Source organism: Rubritalea profundi (assembly GCF_002954445.1).
In the GTDB taxonomy this organism is placed as follows: Bacteria; Verrucomicrobiota; Verrucomicrobiia; order Verrucomicrobiales; family Akkermansiaceae; genus Rubritalea; species Rubritalea profundi.
The window spans coordinates 3,731,543-3,746,040 of the sequence record NZ_MQWA01000001.1 but is presented as its reverse complement, the minus strand read 5'-3'; the positions used below and the strand labels follow the sequence as shown (position 1 = coordinate 3,746,040).

Annotated in this window: 11 protein-coding genes; 7 read left to right on the top strand and 4 right to left on the bottom strand. The window is 50.5% G+C overall.

The features are described 5' to 3' along the window. Nucleotides 1–73: 73 nt before the first annotated feature. Together dnaX and BSZ32_RS16365 are read left to right on the top strand one after the other, a co-directional pair. The gene (gene dnaX, locus BSZ32_RS16370; protein ID WP_105044410.1) at nucleotides 74–1,717 is read left to right on the top strand and encodes a DNA polymerase III subunit gamma/tau; all 1,644 of its coding nucleotides are present in this window, start codon (nucleotides 74–76) and stop codon (nucleotides 1,715–1,717) included. Nucleotides 1,718–1,803: 86 nt separating this feature from the next. Next, nucleotides 1,804–2,112, top strand: coding sequence for a YbaB/EbfC family nucleoid-associated protein (locus tag BSZ32_RS16365; RefSeq protein WP_105044409.1), 309 nt, complete (start codon nucleotides 1,804–1,806; stop codon nucleotides 2,110–2,112). A gap of 200 nt (nucleotides 2,113–2,312) precedes the next feature. Here the strand turns inward: BSZ32_RS16365 and recN are convergent, their stop codons facing one another. Then, on the bottom strand, nucleotides 2,313–3,965 hold the full coding sequence (gene recN / locus BSZ32_RS16360; RefSeq protein ID WP_105044408.1) for a DNA repair protein RecN: 1,653 nt from the start codon (nucleotides 3,963–3,965) through the stop codon (nucleotides 2,313–2,315). Nucleotides 3,966–4,079: 114 nt separating this feature from the next. On the opposite strand from recN, the gene BSZ32_RS16355 reads away from it, so the two are divergent. The 3 genes from BSZ32_RS16355 to BSZ32_RS16345 are packed head-to-tail and all read left to right on the top strand — an operon-like array spanning nucleotide 4,080 to nucleotide 7,822. Then, nucleotides 4,080–4,856, top strand: coding sequence for an MBL fold metallo-hydrolase (locus BSZ32_RS16355; RefSeq protein ID WP_240610669.1), 777 nt, complete (start codon nucleotides 4,080–4,082; stop codon nucleotides 4,854–4,856). A gap of 15 nt (nucleotides 4,857–4,871) precedes the next feature. Beyond that, nucleotides 4,872–6,449 (top strand): TIGR03790 family protein, encoded by a 1,578-nt coding sequence (locus BSZ32_RS16350; protein WP_105044407.1) that lies wholly within the window; start codon nucleotides 4,872–4,874, stop codon nucleotides 6,447–6,449. Nucleotides 6,450–6,457: 8 nt separating this feature from the next. Beyond that, nucleotides 6,458–7,822: a DUF2851 family protein gene (locus tag BSZ32_RS16345; RefSeq protein ID WP_105044406.1), complete on the top strand. Its 1,365-nt coding sequence runs from the start codon at nucleotides 6,458–6,460 to the stop codon at nucleotides 7,820–7,822. 42 nt (nucleotides 7,823–7,864) lie between these two features. Here BSZ32_RS16345 and BSZ32_RS16340 read toward each other — a convergent pair whose 3' ends face one another. Genes BSZ32_RS16340 through BSZ32_RS16330 form a run of 3 tightly spaced genes read right to left on the bottom strand, consistent with a single transcriptional unit; the run spans nucleotide 7,865 to nucleotide 11,654 of the window. After that, entirely contained in the window at nucleotides 7,865–9,871 is a 2,007-nt protein-coding gene (locus BSZ32_RS16340) for a cytochrome c biogenesis protein (RefSeq protein WP_105044405.1), read from the bottom strand. Next, nucleotides 9,861–11,066 (bottom strand): cytochrome c biogenesis ResB family protein, encoded by a 1,206-nt coding sequence (locus tag BSZ32_RS16335; RefSeq protein ID WP_105044404.1) that lies wholly within the window; start codon nucleotides 11,064–11,066, stop codon nucleotides 9,861–9,863. Before BSZ32_RS16335 ends, BSZ32_RS16340 begins: the two co-directional genes overlap by 11 nt. Further along, nucleotides 11,067–11,654 (bottom strand): hypothetical protein, encoded by a 588-nt coding sequence (locus BSZ32_RS16330; protein WP_165788905.1) that lies wholly within the window; start codon nucleotides 11,652–11,654, stop codon nucleotides 11,067–11,069. A 59-nt stretch (nucleotides 11,655–11,713) separates the two neighbouring features. On the opposite strand from BSZ32_RS16330, the gene BSZ32_RS16325 reads away from it, so the two are divergent. Together BSZ32_RS16325 and ispG are read left to right on the top strand one after the other, a co-directional pair. Beyond that, complete coding sequence (locus BSZ32_RS16325) at nucleotides 11,714–12,613, top strand: phosphatidylserine decarboxylase (RefSeq protein ID WP_105044402.1); 900 nt, start codon at nucleotides 11,714–11,716, stop codon at nucleotides 12,611–12,613. 80 nt (nucleotides 12,614–12,693) lie between these two features. Beyond that, a complete protein-coding gene (gene ispG, locus BSZ32_RS16320) occupies nucleotides 12,694–14,496 on the top strand; it encodes a (E)-4-hydroxy-3-methylbut-2-enyl-diphosphate synthase (protein WP_105044401.1) in 1,803 nt (600 codons plus the stop codon). Nucleotides 14,497–14,498 lie beyond the last annotated feature (2 nt).

The window sequence follows — 14,498 nt, the reverse complement described above, 5'->3', positions numbered from 1 at the left end:
CGGCCACGTAAAATATCCGACCTCCCGACTACTTTTCCATTGGCATTTCAGAGTTCACCAGTAATCTCACTTTGTGAGTTATCAGGTATTCGCGCGAAAATATCGCCCAAAGACATTCAATGACGTATTAGGTCAAGACCATGTCATCCAAACCCTCCGCAACGCTATTGAACAAGATCGCCTTGCGCACGCCTATTTGTTTGTTGGTCCTAGGGGGACAGGCAAGACAACCACTGCACGCATTTTAGCGAAAGCGCTCAATTGCCCAGACGGCCCCGATGCTAACTTCGACCCTGATTGCGAGATCTGTAAAGAGATTGCCGATGGCACATCACTAGACGTCATCGAAATCGATGGAGCTTCCAACAACGGCGTGGATCACATCCGTGACTTGCGTGAAAACGTGCAATACGCACCCACTCAAGGTAAGTTTAAAATTTACTACATTGATGAGGTTCACATGCTTTCCACCTCAGCATTCAATGCACTACTCAAGACACTCGAGGAACCACCTGCACATGTAAAGTTCATCTTCGCCACCACTGAGCCAAACAAGATTCTCCCTACTATCATTTCACGTTGTCAGCGCTTTGACCTGCGGCCTATCAACACCCAGACCATAGCCGATCAACTCACCTTCATTGCGAACAACGAGAAAGTCACATTGGACCCCGCTGCAGCTTGGGCGGTAGCCAAAGGAGCAGATGGAGGCATGCGTGACGCCCAGTCGATGCTGGACCAGCTTGTCGCATTCTGTGGCAGTAAAATCACAGAAAAAGATGTACTCAGCGTCTTCGGATACACATCCAGAGAAACTGTCGCGTCACTCACCCAGAGCATTTTAGCTAAAAATGCCTCATCAGCGCTCACTCTTCTCAATGAACAAGCCAGCGATGGCAAAGAGCTCAGCCGACTGCTTGAAGACACTATCGGTTGCTTGCGCGCCCTCCTCGTCGCGAAAATTGACCCCAATGCCAACAACGACGGCATCCCGCAGGATTTGTGGGATGCACTCATGGATGCCAGCAAGCCCGTATCGACGGACCGCTTGCTCAATCTCGTTGAGATCTTCGCCGACACAGAAGCTCGGATGAAATGGGCTAGTAACAAGAAACTCCATTTTGAAATTGGCATCATCAAAGCGATCCAATCACTCAATGACGCGCGTATCAGCGATGTCATTTCAGCTCTAGCGGGCGCCGGAACACTCGACAGCGCACAGCTCGAAGCCATTGAACCCGCAAAGCCCCCAGCCCCAGCCACTCCAGCAGTTAAGGTTCAGCCAGCTCCAGAGACAGAAGCCCCCACCCCTCAGCCAGCAGCTAGCCCAACTCAGCAAAAAGTAGTTGAGACACCAGCACCTGAGCCAGTCATCGAGGCTTCAGCAGTAGTTGTAACTCCATCAGAGCCGACTCCGGAGCCAGCCCAGCAAGCCCCCCCTGCCCCGCAAGAGGAATTCACACCAGAGCCGCTGAAGAAGCGCTCAGCTAATGAGACTATCAGTGGACTAGATGCATTCATAGAGTCCGCCCCAGAAGTCTCAGAAGCACCACCAATGCTTCAGCCAGACTCTGCCGACTCACCTAAGCCAAAACCCGCAGCTAAAGCAGAAGCCGAAGAACCAAAGGTAGCGAAAATCGACGATAACGAATTCTACAAAGACCCACTTATCAAAAAGGCCTTGGTAATCTTCGAGGCCACCCTCAAGACCGCCTAATTATTCATCAACTGGCTCCCCAGAGCCACACTCAACCATTCACAAATAACGATTAACCAATAACGATTAACCAATAACTAAAAAAAATGGACATCAACAAACTCATGAAGCAAGCCCAGCAAATGCAAGCTGGCATGCAGAAAGCTCAAGAAGAGCTCGCAACACAAACCGTCGAAGCATCCGTCGGCGGCGGCAAAGTCGTCGTCGTAGCCACCGGCGCAGGCGATGTCCAAGACATCAAGATCGATCCCTCAATCATCGACCCAGACGACGCCGAATTCCTCCAAGAACTCGTCCTCAAAGGTGTCCAAGAAGCCATCACCAAAGGCAAAGATATGGCCAGCGGCGAGATGTCCAAACTCACCGGCGGAATGAACATCCCCGGCTTGAGCTAAGCGCCTAACAAATTCACAACTTAATTTTCCCAAAGGCACTCGACTACTAGTTGAGTGCCTTTTTGTGTCAACCCTCTTAACAACTCCCATCTCCTCACTTCGTGAATAAGAAAGACCTCAGCGAGACCGACATCCGCACCAAATTTATCACCCCAGCGGTCAAAGCTGCCGGTTGGGTTCCACCACTCGGCTAGTGCCGACTAGACGCCTTGAGGCATTAGACTCAGAGCCATTGCTCTTGCTTGCTCACCGTCACCACCACCAAGCATCCGCACCAATTCATCGATGCGTTGCTCACCTTCAACTTGACGCAGTGTGGAACGTGTCCTGCCGTCTTCGACTAATTTATCGACCACAAAATGCTCCGCGGCAACTGCTGCAACTTGTGGGAAGTGGGTGATGGAAATTACTTGGTGCTTCTCGCCTAACACAGCCATCTTCTCACCCACTGCGCGGGCAATCTCACCGCCAACATTGGCATCGATTTCATCGAATACCATAAGCGGTGTGGCGTCTTGATCTGCTAGCGCACTCTTCACGGCTAGCATCACGCGTGAAATTTCACCACTTGATGCGACTTGGCGCAGTGGCTTGAGCGGTTCACCAGGATTAGGACCAAACTGAAAATCAACCGACTCTAGCCCACTTGTGCTCGGTGTTTCATTTTGCAGCACAGCCACCTCGAATGATGCCTGTTTGAACCCCAACTCCTTGATGTGTTTAGAAATTTCTTTCGCCAGGCGTGGTGCTGACTTTTTGCGCTTGGTGCTGAGTTTAAGCCCAGCTGATTCTAACTTCGCTTTGAGTTTCTCAGCCTCGGCTCGGAGTTGCTCGATCAATCCCCCACGGTTTTCAATGGCGCTAAGGCGCTCGCTCGCTCGTGCATGGTGAGAGCAAACATCCTCTAGGCTTGGTCCGTACTTACGCTTCAAGGTTTCAAATGTATTAATTCGTCCTTCTAGGGCAGAAGCCTCGGCTGGATCAATCTCTAAGCTCTCAGTGTAGTCCGCCATGCTTCGCTCTAGTTCTTGGAGCTCTACCAAGGCTGAATCTAGACCACCCAACAACTCTAGAGTTGCAGGGTCTAGGCGTTCTAACTCGCGCGCAAGTCGCTGGACCTCGCAGAGGCGCTCATTGACTTCGCGCCCCAAAATACCAGCAATTTGGCCACTTCCCTCGACTAGCCTAGAGCTGTTCGATGCCCGCTTATAGCGCTCTTCTATCTCAGACTCTTCCTCGGGACGAATGTCAGCCACATCAATTTCTTCGACCTGAAATCTTAGTAAATCTATTTCTTGCTCGTTTGCCTGTTCGCTCTTTTGCAGGCTCTCTAATTCGGTAAGCTTGTTTCTCCATTGAGAATAGATCGAACGATAAGCCTCACGATCCTTTTGCGCGACAGCGTAGGCGTCGAGCATGGAAAGCTGACGCTCTACTGAAAGTAATGATTGGTGGTCATGTGGGCCATGAAGATCAACCAAATGGTCACCCAAATTTTTAAGAACCGACAATGTTGCGGGTGAGTTATTGACGAATTGCTTGTTAGAGCTTTGACCTATCACTCTTCGGATCAGCAATTGCTCGCCATCGCAGGGCTCCACGCCGGCATCTTCTAACAGACGATTCACTTCCTCTAGCTCATCTAGCTCGAACACAGCTTCCACGGTGCATGAGACTTCACCCGTACGGATCATTCCTTTCACAGCGCGCTCGCCTAAAACCAATTTCAAAGCCCCCACTATCACCGACTTTCCAGCCCCAGTTTCACCAGTCACACCGATGAGTCCTTTACCGAGTTGCCAAGTGAGCTGATCAACCAAAGCCAAATTTTTGATGAAAATATGAGTAAGCATGCGTTCTATGTAAGATCTACGTGAGTATGCAAGCCCCGCTGCACATAGCAACTGCACATCTCTGAGAAATCACTCTTTTCAATTGGTACTACACACCTCTATGCTCAGAGCATATTGAAAACGACTCTCACTTTCCTCGGCACATCTACCTCGGTCGGCATTCCCGTCATCGGCTGTGATTGCGCCAGCTGCAGCTCAGACGACCCCAAAAATGATCGCATGCGTTCATCGGTACACATTCAGACTGCCACGCATTCTATCCTGGTAGACTCGGGGCCAGATCTCCGCCAGCAAGCGCTACGTCACAACTTGCGCAAAGTGGATGCAGTGCTCTACACCCATTGCCATCTCGATCACACCGCAGGGTTTGATGAACTGCGCGCGTTTTGCTGGAGACGCGACTCGCCACTGCCATTGTATTCTAGTCTAAGCTGCCTAGACGAACTTTCCAGAGTCTACGCATGGGCCTTTTCTCCTGAAAACATCTACAAAGGTTACATCAAACCTGCCGTCCATCCAGTAGCTGCGCCATTCATGTTAGGTGAAACTAAGGTCACGCCCCTACCCGTCCAGCACGGCTCGGTCGAGACCATCGGGTTTCGTTTCGATCAAGCAGGGCAGCCCAGTATCGGCTACATTCCTGATGCTAAATCGATTCCTGAGACCACCCTAGATCTGCTCGACGGGCTCGACCACTTCATCATAGATGCCCTCCGACCAAGCCCTCACCCCACTCACCTTTCACTTCCAGAAGCGATCGAAATCGCTCAGGCGGTCGGAGCGAAACAAACCTGGCTCACACATATTTCGCATGAAACCGATTATTTGTTAGAAGAATCAAAATTACCTCCTAATATAAGATTTGCTCACGACACTCTGACCCTTTCCTAAGCCTTTATACCCATTATGCCACCGCGAATATTCCTATTGCTCGTTGCCTTTAGTTCCATACTACAGGCAAAGCCCAGCATCGATCCGACTTCCGTCGTAATCCTCTATAACACCAACAACCCTGAATCTTCAAAGCTGGCATTTTACTATGCTAAACAACGCTTTATCCCGCATGAAAACATCGTTGGACTAGACACGCCAAACAAGGGGCACATTTCACGCGCCGAGTACATCTCTACTATTCAAGATCCTCTACGCAGACACTTCCAGACAAACAGATGGTGGCAGTTAGGCAAAACCAAAGACGGCTTCACGCTTCCTGTAGGAAACAAGAAACGACTACTCGTCTGCATGTACGGCATGCCATATGGAATTCGTAACCAAGCAATTCCAAAGGAGCAATCGGAGAAGATGCACATCACCCAGCGAGCAAACTCCGCAGCGGTCGACTCAGAGCTCGCGGTATTTGGTGTCCAAGGTCTGCCTATTCAAGGTCCACTACCTAATAAGTACTTCAAGAAAAATTCTGAGTTCAGCACACTCAGAGAACTCGTCCCTTACTTCATGGTTGGCCGTATCGACGGGCCTGACTTTGCAACCTCTAAGCGCTTGATCGATGATGCCGTTGCCACTGAAAAACAAGGGCTTTGGGGAATGAGTTATCTCGATCTAGCCTTAAAGGGTGGAGCCTACAAGGTCGGTGACGACTGGATCAAAAAAATCGACGAACTTAACTGGCAAAAAGGCATCCCCACGACCATCGACAAGAACAAACAAACATACCTCACCAATTACCCAATGCGGGATGTCAGCCTTTATTACGGTTGGTACACTGGTGCTGTCAATGGGCCGTTCCTCAATCCTGATTTCAAATTCAAACGCGGCGCCGTAGCCATTCACCTACATTCATTTAGCGCGAATGATCTGCGTAATAAAAAAGCAAAATGGGTGGGTCCGATTCTCAGCAAAGGCGCCGCTGCCACGGTAGGAAATGTCTACGAGCCCTACCTACAGATGACCCATCACTTCGATATTCTCCACGATCGATTGGTCGAAGGATTCACTTTCATCGAAGCAGCTACCATGTCTATTCCTGTACTTTCTTGGCAAAATTTGGCGATTGGTGATCCACTCTATCAGCCATTCAAGCGACTCGATGGCTCAGGCGTGATAGAAGACCAAGACAAGCTCTATCGCTCAGTCAACCTCGCCTTTAGAGCATGGAAGTTCGATTCAGATCGCATCACTCAGAAACTCACCACAGCTGCCATCCAAAAAAGTGATGCGAGCTATTATGAAATCCTAGGCCTTTGGCAACTCCATCGTGATGACATCAAAGAAGCAACGAGCCAGTTTTATTCAGCGATGAATAAATACAAAAATAGCAGCGATAAGGTGCGGATCGCCCTTCACCTCGCTAACCTCTACCGGGCTGAGAAGAAAAAGAACCTCGCTATTGGAATCCTCCAAGAAGCTCTGATAGGCCGAGAGAATCACCCATCAGGCAAGCCGATTATAGCAATGCTCAACATTCTCAATCCACCACCACCACCACCAGCAGAGCCTAGAAAAAAGCAAACCTCTAAGAAGTAAAGACTCACATGCTTAGTTACTCCCAACTATTACAAGACGTATATGGAAACCGTCTAGCCGAAGACCCACCACTCGACCTTCCGGACGAAATGGCTCTGCAGGCGATCTGGTTCAATGGACTCTTTGGTCGCACATTTACCACCACAGATGGCAGATCTGTTGTAGTCCGGCAATTTGGTTTTTGGAACCGCACCGCCGGCCCAGACTTCCTACACTCAGCCGTCGAAATCGATGGAGAAACCCACTCCGGCCCGCTTGAGCTAGACACCAATGCTAGCGACTGGGAAACTCACGGACACGATATAAATCCTGCATTCAATGACGTCATTCTTCATGTCATTTTCCGTGACGCAGACGCGCGCCATTTTACTCGATCTGAAAATCACACAGACATTCCTAAAGTCGTCATCCCGGATGCACTGGTAAAGGAAGCGCTACAGCAGGCTAGGCACACCTCCGCCACCGCCAGTATTGGTAGGTGCTACAAACCCTTAGAACACATGTCGGCTGGCGCTGTTGAGCAAGTCATGCTCGCCGCAGCAAAGCATCGTTGCGCACTCAAGGCGAAACGCCACCAACTGGTGCGTGAAGCCCACGGAAAAGATCAGGCACTCTGGATAGCCCTCGCCGAGACTCTAGGCTACCGACCAAACAAGCAAGCGATGAGCCAGCTCGCGCAACGCATGCCTATCCACTACTTGCGTCAGCACACAGAGCTCGCCTACCCACTACTTTTTGGCATTGCTGGCTTTCTCCATCCAGACATCCATGAGCAAGCACCACTTGACTCACAGCAATGGCTAGAGGACCTCTGGAAAACCTGGTGGAAACACCGCGGCGAACACGAACTCAGCGACGAGAGGTCGATCCAATGGACTCGCACGGGAATTCGTCCGATCAATCACCCGCAGCGCCGCCTCGCCGCACTGGGATACATCGCCCAGCACTGGCCAAGTTTCCGTAAACTATCTAGCCAAACGGATAGCCTCATCAACTGGTTAGAGAGGCTCCATGATCCATTTTGGAGCCACCACTACACGCTGACATCAAAACGCAGCGAAAAGCAGCTTGCGCTGATGGGTAAGGACAGAATCCGTGATTTACTAATCAACCACCTGCTCCCGCTACGGATTATTCAAAATGACGCGACAGCATGGAACCACTACCTTCAGCTTCCAGCACCCGCGATCAGCGAGTCGATCAACCGCGTCAGCACCCGACTATTCGGGCAGCGACACGATAAAAAAGACTTCTTCAAAAAGGCCTGGCAACACCAAGCCCTACTCCAGATCTACCAAGACTTCTGCCTAGAAGACACCAGTGACTGCGACGTATGCCCGTTCCCTGAGCAACTGAAACAACTTTCCGTCTAGCAGCCACTTTAAGCTACACTGAATAGTTAGCCATCCAGCCCATTACTCAGCCTCTAACTTGGCGGCATTTTTCTGCTGCTTCTTCCTTAGGATTTCATTGATAGCGTAACCAAGGGCGATGAAAATGACCACAGCCTCGAGGCAGTAGAACGCCCAGATAGCCTTTAGCCCGTCACCAGCAGTGAATCCGTAATTGTGCAGTCCAATGCTGAGGAAGTTCACGTGCCACCACGAGAAGGTTACTAGAATAGATCCGGCAACTGCGCAGATATGGATTCCCCATTCACGTAGATAACCAGCCATGCGAGCGTGGAGAATAATCAAGGTCCAGAGCACAATGATAAGCGCTCCATTTTCCTTCGGGTCCCAGCCCCAGAAGCGGCCCCAGGAATCGTTAGCCCAGACACCACCAAGGATGGTTCCTACCAAACTAAAGAAGAGCGTGAAACAAACTCCACCATAAACGATACGGGTCATGAAGCGGCGGAACGATTTATCACCTTCATCAATATTGAATACTCGCGCAAAAATATAGATATGCGCCAATCCGGCGGTGAGTAGGCCACCAGCGTAGCCAATAGTTATCGTAATAACATGCGTCGCTAACCAGAAGTTAGAGCGTAACACAGCAATCAAAGGGTTCATCGGATCCACCCCTTTGGACTGCTCGTACCACATTGCTAGAAACATCCCAATCGATGCTAGGAAAAATGCCAGACCTAGACAGACACCACGCTTGGTGACATACTCAATGAAACCTAACACCAAAATAACAATAGCTGTGATAAAGGGGATAGTATCGTAAAGATTTCCAACAGGTGGACGGTTCATTAGGATACTCCGGTGCGTGATTCCAGTGATCAGCAACAATGCTCCAATGACTAACAAGCCCCATGCTATGCGATTACAGCCACGTCCCCATCGAGTTGCTGGCGATATCCAACCGCAGGCGACAATAATGAAACCTAGGATGAAGGGAGTGATGGAATAGTAGAAGTAATCCATCTTGTAGTAAACCATCTCACTCTTCAGGCTCTTGCCTTCTCCACGCTCATCCATCTTGGTCTGGACCGTTGCTTTGTAGAGCTTCACAGCCTCTAGTAAACCTTGCTGACCATCTTTACCGTAGGCTAGTGCCAGTGTCTCCATCTCACGGAGGTACTGGAATTGATCCTGATCTGCAGGAACTTTGTTCTGCATGTACTGTGAGAGCCAGCCCTGACGCTTCGGCCACGATGCCTGCTCCGGGTCGCTCGGCGGGAAGAGAGCTATATCTGAATACACGGAATCTAAAACGCGCATGGAAATCATGTTCGCCACTTTATTTAGCCCATCCATTTGTTTGCCTTCTTGCTGAGCAGCGGCTGCTAGAAACTGGCTAAGTTGTGGCCATCTTTCTACCCAGGTGGAAAAAAGTCTTAACTCATCACTGAGGCTGCTACTCTTGTCAGCCATAGCCTCCTTCACTGGAGAAAAGTGCGAACTAATCGAGACATAACTCTGAATGTTACTTACCAGCCCTATGAATTGGTCTTCGATGGGCTCGCGCTCGTCTTTGGTTTTTTGAGCGATCTCATCACGCAGCTTATCCACCTGCTTTAGATGGCCCTGAATCTCGGCCATACTATAGCGGTCACGTCGCTTTTTGCCGTCGTGAGGCATCTCTATCATATCGAGCACAGCATCGTCCTCGACCTGAAAAACGGTCATCTTGGATGCTAATTCATCACGAAACATCAGGTCTAACACCCACTCGGTCGGCTTGATGCTCACCTTCTCACCGTTGCTCTCGAAGCGAACTTTGCGCTTACCATTGATAGCTAACAGCTCAAAGCCAGCCCAGGTCGACACTGGCTTGATGCGTCCGCCGTCTTGGATTGGCATGGAGCCAAACTCTTTGACTAGTTCTGGATCCCATTTTTCATAGCCATCCACCACATTGGCGGGGCCACTCACAGTGGAGTCTTTAGCTGTGTAGAGCAGCATCGAAGCCACCACTAACAGGACAAAGAGAAAACCTATCCAACGACCTAATTTACTACTGCTCATTTTTGCTCCTTGCTATGCTATTGGACACGAATCCGAAAAGTTTGATAATAAAATGCACGAAGAGTGCTACTCCACAGGTATAGATGGCATACTTTGGCCACTGATCTGATGGGTTTGTTTTGACTGTGAAACCTGACTCAACTTTGGGACCAGCGTCATTCCAGCTCGTTTGGTAAAAGGTGAGATCTTTATAGCGCAATGGCTTATTCATCTCTATTTTGAACTTCCGCTCAGCACTACCATTTTCATCAAGAACAGTAACATCGCTCTCGTAAATCATAGCCATCCCAGTGCCAGGATGCTTTTCGCCACGTGAGTCGTCTAGACGGACACGGAATGGGGTATTCCAAATCTCACCATGGAGGCGGAGCCCGTATATCTTATCCTCAATCGTCACTGTCAGATCATGCGAAATTCCCTCGAACAAGAGCAACTCATGCTGCTTGCCTGATGAGCGCTCTTTTAGCGTAATGATACAGGCTGAAAGGTTCGTTTCCTCAGCTCCCGTTGGTTCGGTCGGCATTGCATAATATCCATCCACCACATGCACCCCCTCAGGCGCATTTCCCTGCACTGGGAAGAGTTCATTGTGGATATGGTACTCGCTCACCGTCGCGTCGAATGGGAAATTTGGTAGAAGAAATTCTCGTTGGCGCGTTGGTTTCCCTCTCACCCCAGCTAACAGCTCCGAGCTAATCACCAGCGGCTCTTGCTTTTGCCCTTCCTTGACCTCTGCAATCTCGATCGACAGCTCGGTCAAGCTGAACGCGGAGTCACCAGTTTCACCCACAGCTAAGAGCATATACGCTTCTCGTGATTGATGGTAAGTCATTGCTCCGCCAATCATCAACATCAGCATACTGAAGTGTGAAACGAGTATCGGAGCATGCTTCCAACCCTTGCGCATACGCATCAAACCGCCAAATAGAAGGTTCAGCGTGAAAATCGCACAAACCCAGTAACCACCGGGAAGATAAATTGGCAAATCATTGCCATACAGTGTTGGGCGCACATAGTAGGCACCGAAGCTAAAGTACTTTTCTAAGGTCCAGTAAAGTCCACCTGGGCCAGTCTGCTCGAGAGTCGAGAGCCATGTCAGAATAAGCAATAAAACCATACAGACGATGGCGACCTGAAATCCACCAATCAAGGCGAAGATCTTTGTAATAGGATTGGTTGGTTTCTTACTCATCATTTACTTCCATTGAATGCTTTTAGAAAAGGCGATGAAATTCTCGCGCTGCGCCTGAACTTCCTCTTTCTTTCCGATCATCTTCACCGTGATCAAATTTCCACGAGTCTCTACCAACAACCCGAGCAAACCCGCATCCTCTATAGTGACACCACGCATACCAGCAAATGTGCCTTCCGCTTCTAAAATAACGGCTTTTGAGCCCATTACATCGAGCTTCTCCAGTTCAGAAACGACAACCTCCCGCGTGTCACCAAACTGCTTGAGCCAGCGTTCGGCATTACTCTTGATATCGCCGGATCCTATTGAAATATAGACCTCGCCGATTTCGTTAAATTTACAATTATAGTCACGAAACCTAGTGCTGGGAACCCTCCGCCAATTTTTAGGCATAGCCACCGCGAGATTGCTCTCGTCATCGTAACTAGTGAGTTTGCGGGTCTCTGAGACCTCTACAGGATTAGTATTCTCATCACAGCTGGTGAGAGCGATCATTGGGACGAGCCCCAGGGCTAACTTGCGTAAGTTCATGACTGTTGTGGCGATAGCGTTGTGCACTTTAAGATGCAAGGGTAATCGACACTTTGCCATGTGCCGATTCTTACTATTCGTGGATTGCTTTTCCCCTGCTCTGCCCCACACTACGTGGCGTGGAGCCTATTACTTTCTATAATCGTTATACCGATAGCACCGAAACCGAACAAGTCTACGGAGAATCTTTCCTAAAATGGGCCTACGGCAACCCGCTCGGCAAAATCGCCCTCCACGCTTTCGTCAAGCGTCCCTTCTTTTCAGCGTGGTACGGCCGACGCATGGACCATCCGAAAACTAAAGAGAAAGTAGCTCCATTCATCGATGACTACCAAATGAACGTAGACGACTTTCTAGACACACCAGAAAGCTACCCTCACTTCAACGCATTTTTCTACCGCAAGCTCAAGCCCAGCGCCCGCCCGATCGCTGACACCGATCTCGTCTTCCCAGCCGATGGTCGCCATCTAGGATTTGAAAATGCCGAGGACATCGCTGGAGCTTTCATCAAAGGCCAGAAATGGGACCTCCGGGCGCTGATCGACGACGACGCACTCTACCAACAATTCAAAGGCGGCAGCCTGGTGCTCTCGCGCCTCTGCCCGGTCGACTACCACCGTTTCCATTTCCCCTGCGTAGGCACCCCCGGTGAAACCCGTGTGATCAACGGCCCACTCTTCTCAGTCTCCCCCATCGCACTGCGCCAAAACCTCAGCTACATGTGGGAAAATAAACGCACCTGCACAGTCCTCGACACCCCCGATCTCGGCAAAGTCCTCATTCTAGAAATTGGAGCCACCTGCGTAGGCTCTATCCTCCAGACCTACCAAGCGAATCAAGCGATCGCAAAAGGCGACGAGAAAGGCTACTTCGCCTTCGGTGGTTCCTCCACCATCACCATCTTCCAACCTGCCAAAGTCCAACTCTCCAGCGACCTACTAGAACACAGCGCCAACTGCCAAGAACTCTACGCACGCATGGGCGACACCATGGGCGACACCATGGGCGAAAAAAAATAGAACCACAGACACTCACCCTTAAAAAAACCTAACGCTTACTTTGGACGTCACGGCCAAACTAGTTTATACCCTAACCTATCATGACCGAAACTACTCACTCAGCTCTACAATACTGCCCGGATCTCTTCGCTTACCAGCGTCGATTCTCCCGCGAAATTACTGTTGGAAATCTTACATTTGGACGGAACAACCCGGTTCGCATCCAGTCGATGATTACCTCAGACACTCGCGATACGGTTAGCTGTGTGAAAGAAATTCTTGAGCTCGTTGAAGCCGGTTGCGAGCTCGTTCGCATCACTGCTCAGACGAGCAAGTACGCTGAGAATTTAGAGAACATCGTTCGTGAAGTCCGTGCTGCGGGTTGTAACGTGCCGTTCGTAGCCGACATCCATTTTAAACCAGATGCCGCGCTCGAAGCCGCCAAGTGGGTCGAGAAAATTCGCATCAACCCAGGCAACTACGTCGATAAAAAGAAATTTGAAATCCGCGAGTACTCGGACGATCAATACGAAGACGAACTCGTGCGTATCCGCGAGAAATTTACCCCGCTGGTCAAGCTTTGTAAGGAAAAGAACCGCGCCATGCGCATCGGCACCAACCACGGATCGCTGTCCGATCGCATCATGAATCGCTACGGCGACACCCCACTCGGGATGGTCGAGAGCGCTCTCGAGTTCGCACGCATCGCCCGTGACAACGACTACCACAACTTCCTTTTCTCGATGAAGGCCTCCAACCCGAAGGTCATGATCGAGGCCTACCGCCTGCTCGTCGCTCGCCTCTACGCTGAGGGATCTGACTGGAACTACCCGATCCACCTCGGTGTCACAGAAGCTGGTGATGGCGAAGATGGCCGGATCAAATCCGCCATCGGCATTGGTTCCCTTCTTGCAGACGGCGTGGGCGACACCATCCGCGTGTCACTCACCGAAGATGCAGTGAGAGAAATCCCTGTAGCCATGGCACTGGTCGACAATGTAGCCGACTCCCACCTCCCTCACGACCCACAGAACCAACAACAAGGGACACTGAGCTACGACCCATTTAGCTACAACCGCCGCAGCAGCAAAGAAGTCACGATCAATGGCCACAAGCTCGGAGCGGCAAACACTGTTCGCGTTTTCACCTCTCAGGAAAAATACGATGCTCTCTCACACAAGCTCGACAAACTGGGTGACTTCCAGCCAGAAATCGTCATCGAAAAATCCGGCGTCGTAGAAGTCGACCCCGAGGACAATGCCTCAATTGCTCAAATCAATGCCCAGTCAGTGCCACAGCTCGTCACGATCCGCGATGGACACCCGATGGCGGTGATTCACGCCTACCGCTTGCTGGCATGCAAGCTCGATGCCCACCACCCGATCTTGCTCAAGGACACCTTCCACCCATCCACAGATGAGAATAAGGCTTTCCAAGACATACTGCTAACCGCTGCTAGAAATTTAGGTTCCCTACTGTGCGATGGTATCGGCGATGCCATCATCATCCAGGGCGAACAAGCCCCCGGCCAATCGCTCCGACTATCCTACAACATCCTCCAAGCTGCAGGAACACGCATTTTCAAAACCGACTATGTCGCTTGCCCGAGTTGCGGACGCACGCTCTTCAACCTGCAAGAAACCACCCAGAAAATCCGCGAAGCCACTGGCCATCTCAAAGGTGTTCGCATCGCTGTGATGGGGTGCATCGTCAACGGCCCAGGTGAAATGGCTGACGCTGATTTCGGCTACGTCGGTGGTGCTCCGAACAAGATCAACCTCTACGTCAACAAGACCCCAGTGAAATTCAACATCCCCGAGGCTGAAGCCGTCGACCAACTCATCGATCTCATCAAAGAGCACGACAAATGGATCGATGCTCCAACTCTCGTTGCAGAAGTCTAAGT

What these genes read in the sequence shown, in the direction of transcription:
- BSZ32_RS16365 (WP_105044409.1), top strand. Translation starts at nt 1,804, where the DNA reads ATGGACATCAACAAACTCATGAAGCAAGCCCAGCAAATGCAAGCTGGC.
- BSZ32_RS16340 (WP_105044405.1), bottom strand. Translation starts at nt 9,871, where the DNA reads ATGAGCAGTAGTAAATTAGGTCGTTGGATAGGTTTTCTCTTTGTCCTG.
- BSZ32_RS16350 (WP_105044407.1), top strand. Translation starts at nt 4,872, where the DNA reads ATGCCACCGCGAATATTCCTATTGCTCGTTGCCTTTAGTTCCATACTA.
- ispG (WP_105044401.1), top strand. Translation starts at nt 12,694, where the DNA reads ATGACCGAAACTACTCACTCAGCTCTACAATACTGCCCGGATCTCTTC.
- BSZ32_RS16345 (WP_105044406.1), top strand. Translation starts at nt 6,458, where the DNA reads ATGCTTAGTTACTCCCAACTATTACAAGACGTATATGGAAACCGTCTA.
- BSZ32_RS16335 (WP_105044404.1), bottom strand. Translation starts at nt 11,066, where the DNA reads ATGATGAGTAAGAAACCAACCAATCCTATTACAAAGATCTTCGCCTTG.
- recN (WP_105044408.1), bottom strand. Translation starts at nt 3,965, where the DNA reads ATGCTTACTCATATTTTCATCAAAAATTTGGCTTTGGTTGATCAGCTC.
- BSZ32_RS16330 (WP_165788905.1), bottom strand. Translation starts at nt 11,654, where the DNA reads ATGGCAAAGTGTCGATTACCCTTGCATCTTAAAGTGCACAACGCTATC.